The 14,558-nt window shown below is 55.6% G+C and carries 14 protein-coding genes; 6 read left to right on the forward strand and 8 right to left on the reverse strand.

The annotated features are described in order from the left end of the window. Nucleotides 1-21: 21 nt before the first annotated feature. The gene (locus D1841_RS03410) at nt 22-999 is read left to right on the forward strand and encodes a sugar phosphate isomerase/epimerase (RefSeq protein WP_160641990.1); all 978 of its coding nucleotides are present in this window, start codon (nt 22-24) and stop codon (nt 997-999) included. 423 nt (nt 1,000-1,422) lie between these two features. Here the strand turns inward: D1841_RS03410 and D1841_RS03415 are convergent, their stop codons facing one another. Together D1841_RS03415 and prmA are read right to left on the reverse strand one after the other, a co-directional pair. After that, nucleotides 1,423-2,079: a hypothetical protein gene (locus tag D1841_RS03415; RefSeq protein ID WP_160641991.1), complete on the reverse strand. Its 657-nt coding sequence runs from the start codon at nt 2,077-2,079 to the stop codon at nt 1,423-1,425. 149 nt (nt 2,080-2,228) lie between these two features. After that, nucleotides 2,229-3,155, reverse strand: coding sequence for a 50S ribosomal protein L11 methyltransferase (gene prmA / locus D1841_RS03420; protein ID WP_237076181.1), 927 nt, complete (start codon nt 3,153-3,155; stop codon nt 2,229-2,231). Nucleotides 3,156-3,239: 84 nt separating this feature from the next. On the opposite strand from prmA, the gene D1841_RS03425 reads away from it, so the two are divergent. The 5 genes from D1841_RS03425 (at nt 3,240) to D1841_RS03445 (ending at nt 8,619) form a co-directional block, all read left to right on the forward strand. Next, nucleotides 3,240-4,763: an oligosaccharide flippase family protein gene (locus D1841_RS03425; RefSeq protein ID WP_160641993.1), complete on the forward strand. Its 1,524-nt coding sequence runs from the start codon at nt 3,240-3,242 to the stop codon at nt 4,761-4,763. 193 nt (nt 4,764-4,956) lie between these two features. Further along, nucleotides 4,957-5,799: an alpha/beta hydrolase family protein gene (locus D1841_RS03430; RefSeq protein ID WP_160641994.1), complete on the forward strand. Its 843-nt coding sequence runs from the start codon at nt 4,957-4,959 to the stop codon at nt 5,797-5,799. Nucleotides 5,800-5,873: 74 nt separating this feature from the next. Next, a complete protein-coding gene (locus D1841_RS03435; RefSeq protein ID WP_160641995.1) occupies nt 5,874-6,725 on the forward strand; it encodes an alpha/beta hydrolase family protein in 852 nt (283 codons plus the stop codon). 374 nt (nt 6,726-7,099) lie between these two features. Then, the gene (locus D1841_RS03440) at nt 7,100-8,080 is read left to right on the forward strand and encodes a Fic family protein (RefSeq protein WP_160641996.1); all 981 of its coding nucleotides are present in this window, start codon (nt 7,100-7,102) and stop codon (nt 8,078-8,080) included. Between the two features lie 221 nt (nt 8,081-8,301). Next, entirely contained in the window at nt 8,302-8,619 is a 318-nt protein-coding gene (locus D1841_RS03445; protein WP_160641997.1) for a DUF3892 domain-containing protein, read from the forward strand. 94 nt (nt 8,620-8,713) lie between these two features. Here the strand turns inward: D1841_RS03445 and ulaG are convergent, their stop codons facing one another. From ulaG to D1841_RS03475, 6 genes are all read right to left on the reverse strand, one after another. Further along, nucleotides 8,714-9,817, reverse strand: a complete 1,104-nt coding sequence (gene ulaG, locus D1841_RS03450) for an L-ascorbate 6-phosphate lactonase (protein WP_160641998.1) — start codon at nt 9,815-9,817, stop codon at nt 8,714-8,716. A 158-nt stretch (nt 9,818-9,975) separates the two neighbouring features. After that, the gene (locus tag D1841_RS03455; RefSeq protein ID WP_160641999.1) at nt 9,976-10,668 is read right to left on the reverse strand and encodes an L-ribulose-5-phosphate 4-epimerase; all 693 of its coding nucleotides are present in this window, start codon (nt 10,666-10,668) and stop codon (nt 9,976-9,978) included. 4 nt (nt 10,669-10,672) lie between these two features. Next, on the reverse strand, nt 10,673-11,113 hold the full coding sequence (locus D1841_RS03460) for an NUDIX hydrolase (protein ID WP_160642000.1): 441 nt from the start codon (nt 11,111-11,113) through the stop codon (nt 10,673-10,675). 11 nt (nt 11,114-11,124) lie between these two features. After that, on the reverse strand, nt 11,125-12,156 hold the full coding sequence (locus D1841_RS03465) for a hypothetical protein (protein WP_160642001.1): 1,032 nt from the start codon (nt 12,154-12,156) through the stop codon (nt 11,125-11,127). Nucleotides 12,157-12,170: 14 nt separating this feature from the next. After that, nucleotides 12,171-13,037 (reverse strand): L-ribulose-5-phosphate 3-epimerase, encoded by an 867-nt coding sequence (locus D1841_RS03470; protein ID WP_201751208.1) that lies wholly within the window; start codon nt 13,035-13,037, stop codon nt 12,171-12,173. Nucleotides 13,038-13,048: 11 nt separating this feature from the next. Further along, complete coding sequence (locus D1841_RS03475) at nt 13,049-14,524, reverse strand: FGGY-family carbohydrate kinase (RefSeq protein ID WP_160642002.1); 1,476 nt, start codon at nt 14,522-14,524, stop codon at nt 13,049-13,051. Nucleotides 14,525-14,558: the final 34 nt, after the last annotated feature.

Genomic DNA, 14,558 nt, shown 5'->3' on the forward strand with positions numbered 1-14,558 from the left:
CAATAAGGAGTGTACCGCGTTATGAAATTAGGCGTACTCACGAACGTCATCGGCTCCACCCCCCTTAAAGAGGCCCTGGCCTACCTGAAGGGCCTGGGCGCCCAGATGGTAGAGATCGGCTGCGGCGGTTATCCCGGCAAGCAGCACTGCGATCCCGGCGTGCTGCTGCACGATGAAGCCAAGTTCAATGAATTTGTAGAAACTATCAAGGAGTCTGGCTTGGAGATCAGCGCTTTAAGCTGCCATGGCAACCCTGTGCATCCTAACAAGGAAATTGCCAAGCAGTTTGACGACGATCTGCACAACGCCATTCTCATGGCCGAGAAGCTGGGCATCCACCAGATCAACACCTTCTCTGGCTGCCCTGGCGACTGCCCCGAGTCCAAGAACCCCAACTGGATCGTGTGCAACTGGCCCACCGAGTATCCCGAAACCCTGGAGTGGCAGTGGAACGAAGTCCTCATTCCCTATTGGAAAGATTTCATAGCCTTCGCAAAAGAGCATGGCGTGAACAAAATTGCTTTGGAAATGCACCAGGGCTTCTGCGTCCACAACACCCGCACCCTGCTCCGCCTTCGTGAGGCTGTCGGCCCCGAAATCGGCGCCAACCTGGATCCCAGCCACCTGTTCTGGCAGGGCATGGATCCCCTGAAGGTTATCCGCGCCCTGGGCGGCGAAGCCATCTTCCATGTACATGCCAAGGACGCTATTATCGACAACATCAATAGCCCTGTAAACGGCAACTTGGATACTTTGTCCTACGCCGACATGAGCAAGCGCTCCTGGATCTTCCGCAGCATTGGCTATGGCCACGACGAGCTGTTCTGGAAGGAGTTCTGCAGTCAGCTCCGCCTGGTGGGCTATGATTATGTGCTGTCCATTGAGCACGAAGATGCCATGCTGAGCACCAACGAGGGCTTGGTAAAGGCCTGCGATGTGTTGAAGCGCGCTATCCCCTTTGAGGATACAGCGGACATGAGCAAGCTGCACTGGGTTTAATGTTCTAAAATAACCGGACAGGCTATAGGCCCCGCCCGGCGGATCTTTTGGATGAGTTGCGAAAAGTCGCATAGAGCGAGTGGGGCGGCACGGCATTTAGGCTGTGCCGCCCTTTACCTGTGGTATGTAAGCCGCAGGTTATAAAATATACTTATCCTATACTTTGCTGCGGATGCCCTATGATATTTGCAATTCCACTTCGTAATGCGCAAGCATAACCTCCTGGCACTAGCTTTTGCTGTCCTCCATCTGGCCATCCCTCTTTCAGTGTTTTGCCAGGCTGCAACGTAATCTACTACCAAAAGGCGTTTTTCTTTCTACACCATCGCCAGAAGCCTTCCCTTGAACCACTCGCCTAGCGAGTGGTTTGTTATAGACAAAAAGGCTGCGCTCCTCTTAGTGGGGCGCGGCCTTTTCCTTTGTTTAAGACACCTTCCGGCTGGTTAACAGGTTCAGCGCAGATTCCACCTCTGCGGCAGCGCTTTGCTGTTCCTTTTTGTAAGCCTCCCGTTGGCGGAACGTTTCCCGGACTTTGCCTGTCATCTCATACAGCTTGTCCAGCGTGGGGCACCGGGAAATATTGGCGTGGGTAAAGAATTCGTTCCATCTGGAGATAGCCGGATCAAGCCCTATAGGCTCGGCCATAACCGGAACAATCTCCTTTAGACTGACAATGCTTATATTAAACTCGTTTACCCCAATCGTTTCCCGCATTTCCTCCTCTGTAATCATCCCCATCTCCCGCATTGTGTCCAGAGCATAGATCCTGTCCATGACAGAAAGCTGTCCGGAGAAATTCCGGCGCAGGAACGCGCGGTTTTCCTCTGTATCTCCTTTGCTTTCCGGCAGGTAGCGCTGGGACTGCACAGCCTTCCAGGCATAATAGTCCTGCATTAGCTGCTCTTTTGGGTTTGACGCCGCATATTTAACCGTACCGTCCACGTTGCGCATCAAATCCATGAAGGTGACACCGGACAGGTTTTCCCAATCCCTCATGCGGTTAAAGCCCGCCTTGGCAACGCCGGAACACAAGGAATATACATCCCACATCCGCTGGGAAAGGAAGCTGAGGTCTATCATACTAAAAACTCCTTTTGGCGCGATCCTCGCAAGTTATTGTATCCTTATCTACTCTATCGGCACCAAAGCTGGAAAAATAAGAGAACCCGGGAAACCGTTGGATCCCGGGTTTACGCTTGGAATAGCACTGCAAAAGCCTGCCTGGCCCCTCAGGCATTCAGGCGCAGGGCCATAGCCACCCAGCCCTTTTCCTCCCGGCGCTCCAGCACGGTGAAGCGGCCGGAAAGTGCGTCCAGCACATCCTGCTCCCGGGTGTCGATAATGCCGCTGACAATATACACGCTGTCCAGGGTGAGGAACCGGGGGGCATCCTGGCTTAGCAGGATGACAATATCCGCCACAATATTTGCCGCCGCTACCTGGAATTTCCCTGTCACCTTCTCCCCCAGGTTGCCGCAAATCCCGGTAAAGCGTTCTCCCACGCCGTTTACCCTGGCATTCTCCACAGCAGTTTTCACAGCCAGGGGGTCAATATCTACACCCACCGCAGACTCTGCCCCCAAAAGCAGGGCTGCCACAGATAATATGCCGCTGCCACAGCCCATGTCCAGGAAGCCTGTGCCGGGGGACACATACTTCTCCAGCAGCTCCAGGCACAGGCGGGTGGTTTCATGGGTGCCGGTGCCAAAGGCCAGGCCCGGCTCCAGATGCAGCACAGTGCGGCCCTGGGGATCGTATTCCTCTTCCCACAGGGGACGGATCAGCAGCTTTTCCCCCACAGGCATGGGCTTGAAATATTTTTTCCAATTATTAAGCCAGTCCTCCTCCCGGCAGGCCCCCTGGCTTATCTCGCAGGGGATGCCCACCGCTTCATAGCGCTCCCGCAAAAAGGACACTGCCTCCGCCGGGTTTTCCTCTGGGCTGATATAGACGTGGATAATGGCTGTGTCCCTGTCCTTTTGCAGCAGCTCTTCGTCTATTAAATCTATGTGGGCAATCTCCATGGCTTCCTCTTCTAAATGGGAGTAGTCCTCCATATAAATGCCATAGGGCACCACCATGTTGGCAATGTCCCCGGCCCTCTCCGCCTCTGGGGCCGGGATTTTTATCTGTATCTCTGTCCAGTTGCTGTCCATGCGCATTCCTGCCTTTCTTTTTTTCTCATTATACACGATTTTCCTGTTTTTTCAACTGCCTGCCGAAAGGAGCGCTGCTGTCCTATGACCAAAGCTGCCAAACGGAAATTTTTTATACAGGGCGCTGTGCTCACGGCTGTGTCCCTGTTCCTGCGGGTTACCAATATGGGCTACCGGGCCTATCTGTCCCAAAAAATCGGTTCGGCAGGCATGGGGCTTTACCAGCTTATCCTCTCTGTGTTCCTGCTGGCAGTCACCCTGTCCACCTCCGGCATCAGCCTGGCTGTGACCCGCATGGTGTCTGCCGCTATTGCCACAGAAAGGCGGGAAACCCTCCGCTCCCTGGTGGCCCGGTGCTTTGCCTTCTGCCTTTCTCTGAGCCTGGGCATTGCCCTGCTGCTCTTTTTCACCGCCGATTTTGCTGCCGCCGCGTTTCTGGGGAACCCCCAGGCCGCCCCCTGCCTCCGGATTTTAGGAATTGGCCTGCCTTTTATGTCCCTGTGCACCTGCATGAAGGGGTATTTTCTGGCAGTGGACGAATCCCTTTCCACTGCTGCCTCCGACACGCTGGAGCAAATCCTCACCATCTGTGCTACGATACTGCTGTTCTGGAAGTTTACCCCCCAGGGCATTGAGGCGGCCTGCATGGCGGCTATGGCTGCTTCCACCCTGGGGGAGGCTGTGTCGTTCCTTACAAGCTGGTGGGCTTACCGCCGGAGCCTCAGGCGGCACACCCCGGCCAGACGGGAAAAAAGCCGCGGCGTGCTTCATGGCCTAGCCCACATCGCCCTGCCCTGCACCCTCAGTTCCGCTGCCCGCAGCTTACTCAATACCGGGGAAAACCTGCTTATCCCCCGGCAGCTACAGGCATACGGGATGGGGTATCAGGCGTCCCTTTCCCAATATGGCCTGCTCCAGGGCATGGCAATGCCTATGCTCTATTTCCCCTCTTCCTTCCTGGCTTCCTTCGCTTCCCTGCTTATCCCGCAAATTGCCAGGGAACGGGAGCTTGACCACAAGCGCGCTGTAGCATACATATCCGGCAAGGCAGTGCGCAGCGCCTTAGCCTACGGGATGTTCTTTGCGGTGCTGTTCGCAGTTTTCGGGGATGACTGGGGCCGCGCCTTCTATCACAGCGAAAGCGCCGGGGCTTATCTACAGGTGCTCTCCCCCATTGTGCCCCTCATCTATCTGGATGTGGTGGTGGACAGCCTTTTGAAAGGGCTTGACGAGCAGCTTAACTCCATGAAATATAATTTTGCCGACTCCTTCCTGCGGGTGACGCTGGTGCTTCTTCTTTTAAGCCGCCTGGGCATGGAAAGCTATGTGGGCATCCTCTTTTTCAGCACGATATTCAACGCTGCCTTGAGCCTGCGCCGGCTGATGAAAGTCAGCGCCCTGCGGCTCTCCCTGTGGACGCATGTAGCCCTGCCCCTTGCCTGGGCCGTAGCCTGCGTGCTTCTGGGAGAATGGGCCATGGCACGGCTGGCCCTGGAAAGCCCCTTCCTTCTTATCGGCCTGGAAACCTTTTTCTGCGGCGGGCTGTTTGCGGCAGGATATGGGTTCATCTGCCGCTGGGAGAAAAAAAGGATGGAAGGGAAAGGGTAATGGCGGGGGTGTGCCTCTGCCACTTGCAGCGGAAAGGAATTCGGGGTATAATAAGAATGGGTTCACACCAAGCAATCATACGCATCTTTTCGGGTTATTCTTGAAGCACACAAAATCCCCCGATAATCTGCATATGCAGCTTGTGTGAACGCGCTTTGGAAAAAAGCTAAATTTCTTTTTAGGAGGATGTATTATGGCGCTGATTCAATGCAATTTCTTTTCAAGCTGCCTGAACCGCACTGTGCCCATTCAGGTTGTACTGCCTACAGACAAGCGTGTGTTCGGCCCGGAGGGCAGGCCGGCCCTGCAGGAGGAACGCCCCCTTAAAACCCTTTACCTGCTCCACGGGCTTTTCGGGAACTATACCGACTGGGTCAGCGGCACCCGGGTGCAGGCTTGGGCGCAGGATCACGATTTGGCGGTGGTCTGCCCTAGTGGGGACAACAGCTTCTATGTGGACAACACAAAGTCCGGGAACCTGTACAGCACCTTTATCGGGCAGGAGCTGGTAGAGTTCACCCGGCGCTCCTTCCCCCTCTCCCGCAGGCGGGAGGATACCTTTATCGGCGGGCTTTCCATGGGCGGCTATGGCGCCACTATAAATGGCCTGCGGTTTGCGGACACCTTCAGCCATGTGGTGGCCCTGTCCTCCGCCTATATCATTGACACAAATTTTGCCCAGGCCACAGAATATACGGACAATATTTTCACCAACAAAGGCTATGGGGAATCTATTTTCAACGACATGAGCACAGTGAAGGGCGGCGAATATGATTATGACGCCCTGGCAAAAAGAGTGGCGAACAATCCCAACAAGCCCAAGTTCTACATGGCCTGCGGCACAGAGGACGAGCTTATCGGTTCCAACCGGGAATACCGGGATTTGCTGCTCTCCCTGGGCTACCAGGTATCCTGGCACGAAGGCCCCGGCGGCCACGACTGGGTTTTCTGGGACAAGCATATTGGGGAATGTATGGAATGGCTGCCCTTAGGCAACGCTGTGGAAGGCCTTAGCTCCGGACACATTGGGGAATAGGCCGGAAAAGCATCTGCACATGTTTGAAGGCGCACAAATAATCTGCATATATTATAAGGAGGGTATTTGGGAATATGGCACTGGTGCATATAAACTTTGAAAGCGAATTCCTCGCCACCAACACAGACGTAAACATTATCCTGCCGGACAAGCCTCGGGAAAAAACGCCGGCCCAGTTTTACGGCAGCGGCGCGAAATACAAGGTATTGTGGCTGCTTCACGGCACCTTTGGAGATTATACCGACTGGATTCGCAAGAGCAACATTGAGCTGTATGCCTGCGAAAAAGATCTGATTGTGGTGATGCCCAGCGGGAACAACGCAAACTATGTAAACTGGCCCACCTTCTGCACAGGATACAACGCCTGGGACTATCTTTTTGAAGAACTGATGCCTTTAATATACAACTGGTTCCCGGCTTCCTCCAAGCGGGAAGATAACTTCATCGCCGGGCTTTCCATGGGCGGCAGCGGGGCCATGCAGTATGCTGCCGGGCATCCGGAAAAGTTTGCCGGGGCTGCCAGCCTGTCCAATGCCCCTGTGGATTTAAAGCAGATGCAGGAGCTAAAGTATGATGGCGGCGGTGACGGCAACCAGTCTGCCTTTAACCGGCGTGTGCAGAATGTGGTTGCTGCCTTTGGCGGTTTAGACGCTTATAAAAACTCTGTGGTGAATGTCTGGGATCGCCTGCCCAAGCTGATGGAGGAGGGCATCCTGCCCAAGCTTTACTTCTGCTGCGGCACAGAGGACACGCTCATTTGGAAAAGATACTGCGAATTCAAGGCGTATGCAGAAAAGATTGGCCTGCCCGCCACCTTTGAGGAGAGCGAGGGCTTTACTCATGAGTGGCGTTTCTGGGATTTGTTCATTCAAAAGGCGCTGGCTTTCTTTGGGCTGGATGAGGAAGGCCAGGGAAATCCCTTCTAGGGCTTGTTTGAAAATAGAGGAAATACCGGAATTTTTGTTCCAAAGGGAGCGGTTTCAAGGCGGAAACCGCAAGAAATACTGTCGCATTTCGAGGATTTCCAACACAGAGAACCGCAGGCGCATACATGCGTCCCGTTTGGGGCAAAAAGAGGGTGTTTACGGTTTTTCAAACAAGCCCTAGTTTTGTGACATCTGTACAGAAAAGCGGCGCGGAGGTTTTCGCGCCGCTTTTTGCATATCTTTTTCCGTCTGGCTATAAGCCTTTTGCAAAATATGTGCAGATAGGCCTTGCTTTCTGCCGTTGCAGGAGGTATACTATATGTAGTGTAAAAGAGCGGTTTCCTCCTCCATTTTCAGGAAAGGCGGCTGGCAGCATGATGGATCTGCATATGTTTGACTATTCCTTTCTTCAGGATACTCCTCCCCAGGGTGTTTCCCTGCTGCTGCGGGAAACTTCCCGCCTGCAGGCCCGGCTGCTGGATCAAAAGCGGGCCTATCCTGCCATATACAGCGCCCTGGAAAGCGCCGGGCGGGTGCGTTCCCTGCTGTCTGCCTGTCGGGCTGGGAACATGGAGAGCCGCGCGGCTGAGATTTGCGCCCGCAATTCCCCTCCCATCACCCAGGCAGAAAGGGACATGGCAGACTATCGTGACGCCCTCTTCGAGGTGGAAATGGGCCATCCTGCTGTGGAGCCATGCCGCCGGGATCTGCTGCGCCTGCACACTCTGCTGCTGGCCCGGACGCCGGGGTGTGCTGGAGGCCGGTATCGGGAAAGTCCTGGCTTTTCCCCTGTTCCTTCACAAGAGATTCCCGAGGCCATGGAGCTGTGGGAGCAGGCTCTGGTTACTGCTTACGGAGAAAAAAACTATCCCCCGCTGCTGCTTATTCCCTGCCTTGTGGCAGACTTTACCTGCATATGCCCCTTCTCCCCTGGCGGGCGGCGGACGGCTTATCTGCTCACCCGGCTTCTGCTCCAACGGGCTGGATATGTCCTTCCTGTCTCCTGGGAGGAGCAGGTATGCCGCTATAATGCCTTTTATGTACATGCCCTCCGGCAGGTACAGGAGCGGCAGGATTATTGGCCCTTTATTGAAGTTTTCCTCACCCTGCTCTATCTGTGCGCCTGTCAGGCGGAAAAGGCCTTTGCCCTGCTTCCCGGCCGGAAAATGACAAAAAAATCCCGGGTGGAGGCTGTAATAGCAGGCAGCCCTGTGCCCATTTCCAAAGGGGAAATCTGTAAACTGCTGCCAGATGTAAGCCCTACTACTGTGGAGGCCGCTTTGGGGGAACTGGTGAAAAGCGGGCAGGCCCTGCGCCGGGGATCTGCCAGGACAGCGCGGTATGAGCTGGCATAGCTTGGGGACAAGCTCTAGGGCAACACCGCACAATTCCCCGCTACCGCCTTAAGCGGCATCTCGCGGGATCTTTTTTCGCGATATACCACTTAAAATCATGCGGTATTGCCTTAGGTTTTCGTTCATCCGGACAGAAAAACAGAAGGCGCCGCATATTTGAATCCTGCCGGCGGAAAAATAGGCCTATACTACATTTTTCTATCCGGAAAGGAAGTTTTGCCATGAAACAGGAAAAAAACGGCAGGATAGGCAATCTGCCCGCCAACATCAACATTATGAATCCGGTGCCTAACAAGGACGCAAAATCTATTGTGAAGCTGGTGCGCAAGGACGGCAAGGTGTCCGGCTATGAGCTTTCAGACGGCCAGGTGCTCTCCAAGCGAGAGGGCGTGCAGCTTGCCAAGCAGGGAGGCATCCGGGGCGTAGCCATTGCCAGCCGCAATGGCAACGAATACCTCCGCTCCCTGCCGGACGGGGACGAAAGCAACAATCTGGGAGATCTGCCCAGCACGCCGCAAGGGCCTCAGGTTCTCTCATAAGGCTTTAAGCCTGCTTTACAAGCCTGCAAAAGGGCCGCTTTTTACAGCGGCCCTTTCCTTGTGCTTATTCAAGCATCCTGTATCCAGGACTTCTCTACAGGCAGGAACGGAAGGGAATATTCTGGGGCGCTTCAAAGCAGTCCTCAAAGCCCCGGCGGTGATGGTAGGCCCGTTTATCCTTGTCTGTAGGATAGACGTATCTGCCGCCCACCTCCCAGAAGAAGGGATGAAACTGATAATCCAGCCTGTCTTTCTTCATATCATACAGCACCCAGATTTCATTGATGTCTGCCATGAAGTTTGTCCACACGTCATAATGGATGGGGATAACCACCTTGCACCGCAGGGCCTCTGCCATGCGCAGGATGTCGCAGGAGGTCATTTTGTCCGCCATGCCTACAGGATTCTCGCCATAAGATCCAAAGGCCACGTCCACATCATAGTCTTTGCCATGCTTGGCAAAATAGATGGAATAGTGGGAATCGCCGCTGTGGTAGATGTTGCCGCCTGGGGTTTTCAGCAGGTAGTTTACCGCCTTTTCGTCCATGTCCGTAGGGCATATACCAGTAAGCTCTTCCCGGTTTTCCGTGGTGTCGTCTGTAGTGACAAGGCAGGTGCGGTCGAAGGAATCCAGCACCACAATCTCTATATCCTTGATTTTAATGGTATCCCCTGGCTTTACGATAATGCAGCGCTCTGCGGGCACCCCCCATTTCTGCCATAAGGCCACGCTCTTTTCCGGGCCGATGAACGGTACGGGGATTTCCCTGCCGCTTTCGTCTGTGGTGGTCATGCCGCTTTGTATCACATGGGCGGCAAACTCGGCGCTCATGTGATCCTGGTGGTAGTGGGTGGCCAGCACCGCATCCACCTGCTTTACGGCAAAGGGATCCAGCACAAAGGGCACAGCCCGTAGGTTGGGCTGCATGGCCCTGGCCCCGCACATGTTGGCCATCTGGTGTCCTGGGGCCATTTTGCCGTTTCCATGGGTGCGCTTGCCGTTGCCGCACCACAGGTCTACCGTAACATTAGCGCCTCCGGGGGTTTTAAACCAGATGCCTGTACAGCCCAACCACCACATGGCAACTGTGCCCGGCTCTACCTTTGTCTCCTCAATTTCCTCGTTAAGCCACGTCCCCCACTCCGGGAAGGTGCTCATAATCCAGCTTTCCCTGCTTATTTCGTCAATTTTGCTCATCCAAACCATCCTTTCTGCTGTTCTCTGCAAGCGGGGCTTGCCGCCCCGCACCCCGCCCAAAGGGACTTTTTTATAAAAAAGTCCCTTTGGAATCCTCAAAAAATTTCCACTCTTTATCCACAAACCATCAGTTCAAGCGGGCGAACATGGATGCAGCGTCACGTTGCCTGCCCGTAATAGGCATTGGCTCCATGCTTACGGTAATAGTGCTTGTCCTGCATGGCCTGGGGGGCGGGCTGTATCTGGGGGTTCAGCGTTTCCGCCCGGGCCGCCATTTTGGCGACCTCCTCCAGCACCACAGCGTTATGCACAGCCTCTGCCCCATCCTTGCCCCAGGTGAAGGGTCCATGGTTTTTGCACAGCACAGCAGGCATGGACTCATAATCCTTCCCGGCAAAGTATTCCACAATGGAAAGCCCTGTGTTTTTCTCATAGGCCTCCTGGATTTCCGCCTCTGTCAGGTTGCGCACGCAGGGGATCTCCCCATACATATAGTCAGCGTGAGTGGTGCCGTAGCAGGGGATGCCCCGGCCCGCCTGGGCCCAGCTTGTGGCCCAGCTTGAATGGGTGTGGACAACCCCCCCGATTTTCGGGAAAGCCTTATAAAGCTCGATGTGGGTGGCGGTGTCGGAAGATGGATTGTAGCGCCCCTCCACTTTATGGCCCTGCAAGTCCATCAGCACCATGTCCTCCGGGCGCAGCTTGTCATAGTCCACCCCGCTGGGCTTGATGGCGAAAATCCCTGCCCCCCGGTCAATTTCGCTTACATTCCCCCAGGTGAAGGTGACAAGGCCATGTGCAGGCAGCAGCATGTTGGCCCTGTATACCCGTTCTTTCAACTCTTCCAGCATAGTTTCATCCTTCCGCTAAAAATTTCTTTATGTACCCAATCTGCGTGGGCATGATATTGTCCGGCAGCCTGTCAAGGGGAAACCACTTTAATTCCGTGCTCTCCCTGTCAGGCTCCGGCGTCCCGGTATATTTTTCCACGATGTACACCACATCCGTATAATATACCTCATCCCCGTTGGGGTATACCATATGCACCCCTGCCTGCACATCAAAGAGCACAGGATCCGCTATCTCCAAGGAAGTTTCTTCCCTCACCTCCCGGCGGAGGGCCTGCTCTAAAGTTTCCCCCAGTTCCAGCCCCCCGCCGGGCACACACCATGTACCGTCATCGGAACGCTTCTCCAGCAAAAGCCCCTTCTCCCTGTCGTACAAGATGCACATGGCGGCTGTCATCATAATGGGGCTGTGGCCTATAAGCTTCCGTATGTCCGAAATATATCCCATAACGCGCCTCCTCAAAAATCATAGTACATGGCAACCTCGTCTGTCTCTCGGTTGCAGGCAATGAGGATGTCCTGCCCCTCTATCCGGCAGCCGTAGACGTTTGCAGGGCCGCAGTCCTCGTCCAGGGTTTTGAAGCGGTAAGCCCCGTCCTCAAAGGTAAAAGCCAAAAGCCGCCTGGCTCCCTGCCTGTGGCCGATAACGGCGGCGGACCTGCCCGCAAGGCTGCCTCCCCATATGGCGTGGAGGAACAGAAGCTTCTCCGGATATGCATACACAGCTTCCCAGGCCTTGCCCTCCTGCCGGTAGATAGTCAGGGTATCCCCATGGAAGGGGGACATAACGATAAGCTCTTTTTTGCCGTCCCCGTCCAAATCTATCAGCAGGGCGTCGCTGGCAGGGGTTTCGAGAAGCTGCTCCTCCTGCCAGGACTCTCCCGACCCGCTGGGCGGCGTAAAGCGGAAAACCCCGTTTTCCCCGCACACCAAAGCCGCGTCCCCTCCGGTTTCCGAAAACCGACAGTAGCCATGGTTTTTCAGCACACACTCTTTGATGGGGACAAGAGGAAGCTGGTTTTCCGGGCCATAGGGGGATAAATCCTCCGGCAGCTCTGCGGCATACACCTTGCCGGGGCTGCTCCAGTCGTCCTTATGGGCGTGGGCGGATTTTAGAGTGCATGCAATGAGATACCGCCTGCCATCCCTTTGCAGGATATCAAACCTGTGGACAAAGGGCAAGTCCGCTATGGTACGCACAGACCACTCTTCCCCTTCCGGCTGGGCCAACACAATGCGGGCCTTAGCGGAATCGTTGGGGGAATAGAACTCGTGGGTGGCTAAAAACTGCCCGTCCGTTCCCGGCACCTGCACCATGCTCATCACGCCGCCGGGTCCTTCCCATATGGTGGCCTGCTCCCTGCCCTCCCTGTCAAAGAGGATGCACCTGTCGTGCTTTTCCGCCGCCACCAGGAAGTGGGGCCTGCCCTGATACAGCAGGGGGGCCACTGAATAGCATTTGGAAAGCTTTGCCAAAACTTTTTTCTGCATTTGCCACACTCCTTTTAGAGGGCCATGCCGCCCTGCTTCATTTTCTCTGTCACATAGCTTCTGGCTTTGGCGATATGGGCCGCCGCTTCCTCCACAGTCTGGCTGCGGGAATTGTCCGCCCACATCTCCAAGAGGAACATGCCCTGGTAGCCTAAACTGTGAAGGGCCTGGAAGATGCCTGCAAAATCCACGGCCCCTTCCCCGAATTCCAAGTCCCGGAACACCCCGGGCTTTGTTTCCTTGACATGCAGGGCCACAATCTCCCCCAGCCCCAGGGCCAGCTCCCCGGGCACATTCTCTGTGAAATTGCTCAGGTTGCCGATGTCCGGGTAAATTTTAAAATAAGGCGAAGGGATTTTTTTCAGATATTCCATGGCCCTGGTGATGGTGCCCATATAGGGGGTGTCCATAATCTCCATGGCAAGCACCACCCCGGCCCGGGCCGCCATCTGCACGGCCTTCCTCATGCCCGCAATAAACAAAGCGTCGGTTTCCTCGTCGGAAGGCTCGTAATACACGTCATAGGCCGCAAGCTGGATGCACCGTACCCCCAGCTTTACTGCCAGCAGGATAGCTTTCTCCATAATTTCCATGGCCTTCTGGCGGGTTTCCGGATTTTTGCTGCCAAAAGGGTATTTCCTGTGCCCGCTCAAGCACATAGTGGGGAAAACTATCCCTTCTTTTGCCATAAGCCTTCGCAAATCTTCGATTTCCCTGTCCGTCCAGTCCAGCCGTTTAAGCCGTTCGTCAGACTCATCCACAGAGATTTCCATGTAATCAAAGCCAGCAAGGCGCGCCGCCCGGAATTTTTCCTCCCAGGCAAAGGCGTTAGGCAGGGCCTTTTCGTATATGCCTATGGGGTTTTTGCGTATACTATACATTGTTTTCCTCCTCACTGAACAGGGGGCCACAGCAGGCGGTACAGCCTGTCAGACTGCTCCCGCAGCAGGCGGTAGGCCTCCCTGTTTTCCTTTTGGGGCGTATAAGCCTGTGCCGGATCATTCCGGCTGACAGCGGCACAAGCCTCCCCTATACTGCCATACGCTCCCAAAGCGCAAGCCGCCACCATCAGCGCCCCTCTGGCGGCAGCGTCTGCCCTGCCCCGGCGCAGGAGAGGCAGGCCGCAGGCATCGCTTAACATCTGGTTAAAAGGCCTGCTGTTGGTAAGGCCCCCATTGATGGTGATTTCCCCTATGGGCGCATAGCCCTCCATCACCTCCACGCCTCTGGCAAGCTCCAGGGCAATGCCTTCCAGCAAGGCCCGCAGCATATCCTGCCGCCGGGTGGAGAGGGTTACGTTCTGGAACAGGGCGGTGGCGGCGGTGTTCCAGTCCGGGGTGGAACGACCCTGGAAATAGGGCAGGCAGATACAGCCCCCCGCCCCTGCAGGGGACTCCTCCGCTTCCTTATCCAGTTGGGCGGGGGTGGCATCCGGGCCATAAAACTCCCTGCGGAACCAGTCGAAAGCCGAACAGCAGGTAAGGACGCTGGATTCTAAAATATACTGCCCGGGGATAGCGGCGCAGTTGCACAGCACATCGTCCCGGAGGCTTTCCGGAATTTTTTCCGCCCCGGCGACAAGGTATCCCCCGGTGCCCGCTGTGATGGAAACAGCCCCAGCCTTTGCCACCCCCTGGCCAATGGCCCCGCACTGCTGGTCGCCCCCGGCCGTAACAACAGGCAGGCCCTGAGAAAGCCCGGTTCGGGCGGCGGCCTCTTTCGTCAGGACGCCGCAGACAGATCCAGGCTCTATAAGGGGGCACAGCTTTTCCTCCCCAACCCCGAAAAGGGCCAGCAAATCCCTGTCCCATTGGCGGGTGCGCAGGTTCATCAACAGGGAACGGCTGCCGTATGTATGGTCTGTGGCAAGCCGCCCGGTAAGCAGCCAGAGCAGGTAATCGGGCACTGCCAGAAGCTTATAGGCCTTTTTATAGAGATCCGGGCGCTCCCGCCGCAGCCAAGCCATTTTCGTGCCGGAAAACACCGGGTTTACCCGGGAACCACAGCGTGTAAACACCCAGTTATTTTCCCTCTCCAACTCCCGGCACAGAGGCTCTACCCGCTTGTCCTGCCACATGATGGCATTGCACAAGGGGCGCATATCCTTATCCACCGGAATAATAGAGGATCGCTGGGAGGTGAGGGCAATGGCGTCAAGGCCCCAGCCGCCTGCCCCAGCCGCCTCCGCCGCCTGGGACAGCAGCGCGAAAAGGGCGGATTCCCAGTCTGCCGGCTCCTGCTCTACCCAGCCGTTTTGCAGGAATAAAGGCTGATATGCCCTCTGCCCGGAAAAAAGCGCCCTCCCCTCCTGGGTGAACACAATTCCCCGCATACTGGAGGTGCCCACATCCACCGTCAAAATATGCACGCCCTGCCCTCCCCATCTTTTTCTTTTAGAAATA

Source organism: Neglectibacter sp. X4, from assembly GCF_009917365.1.
Taxonomy (GTDB): domain Bacteria; phylum Bacillota; class Clostridia; order Oscillospirales; family Acutalibacteraceae; genus Acutalibacter.

What these genes read in the sequence shown, in the direction of transcription:
- D1841_RS03410 (WP_160641990.1), top strand. Translation starts at nt 22, where the DNA reads ATGAAATTAGGCGTACTCACGAACGTCATCGGCTCCACCCCCCTTAAA.
- D1841_RS03415 (WP_160641991.1), bottom strand. Translation starts at nt 2,079, where the DNA reads ATGATAGACCTCAGCTTCCTTTCCCAGCGGATGTGGGATGTATATTCC.
- prmA (WP_237076181.1), bottom strand. Translation starts at nt 3,155, where the DNA reads ATGGACAGCAACTGGACAGAGATACAGATAAAAATCCCGGCCCCAGAG.
- D1841_RS03425 (WP_160641993.1), top strand. Translation starts at nt 3,240, where the DNA reads ATGACCAAAGCTGCCAAACGGAAATTTTTTATACAGGGCGCTGTGCTC.
- D1841_RS03430 (WP_160641994.1), top strand. Translation starts at nt 4,957, where the DNA reads ATGGCGCTGATTCAATGCAATTTCTTTTCAAGCTGCCTGAACCGCACT.
- D1841_RS03435 (WP_160641995.1), top strand. Translation starts at nt 5,874, where the DNA reads ATGGCACTGGTGCATATAAACTTTGAAAGCGAATTCCTCGCCACCAAC.
- D1841_RS03440 (WP_160641996.1), top strand. Translation starts at nt 7,100, where the DNA reads ATGATGGATCTGCATATGTTTGACTATTCCTTTCTTCAGGATACTCCT.
- D1841_RS03445 (WP_160641997.1), top strand. Translation starts at nt 8,302, where the DNA reads ATGAAACAGGAAAAAAACGGCAGGATAGGCAATCTGCCCGCCAACATC.
- ulaG (WP_160641998.1), bottom strand. Translation starts at nt 9,817, where the DNA reads ATGAGCAAAATTGACGAAATAAGCAGGGAAAGCTGGATTATGAGCACC.
- D1841_RS03455 (WP_160641999.1), bottom strand. Translation starts at nt 10,668, where the DNA reads ATGCTGGAAGAGTTGAAAGAACGGGTATACAGGGCCAACATGCTGCTG.
- D1841_RS03460 (WP_160642000.1), bottom strand. Translation starts at nt 11,113, where the DNA reads ATGGGATATATTTCGGACATACGGAAGCTTATAGGCCACAGCCCCATT.
- D1841_RS03465 (WP_160642001.1), bottom strand. Translation starts at nt 12,156, where the DNA reads ATGCAGAAAAAAGTTTTGGCAAAGCTTTCCAAATGCTATTCAGTGGCC.
- D1841_RS03470 (WP_201751208.1), bottom strand. Translation starts at nt 13,037, where the DNA reads ATGTATAGTATACGCAAAAACCCCATAGGCATATACGAAAAGGCCCTG.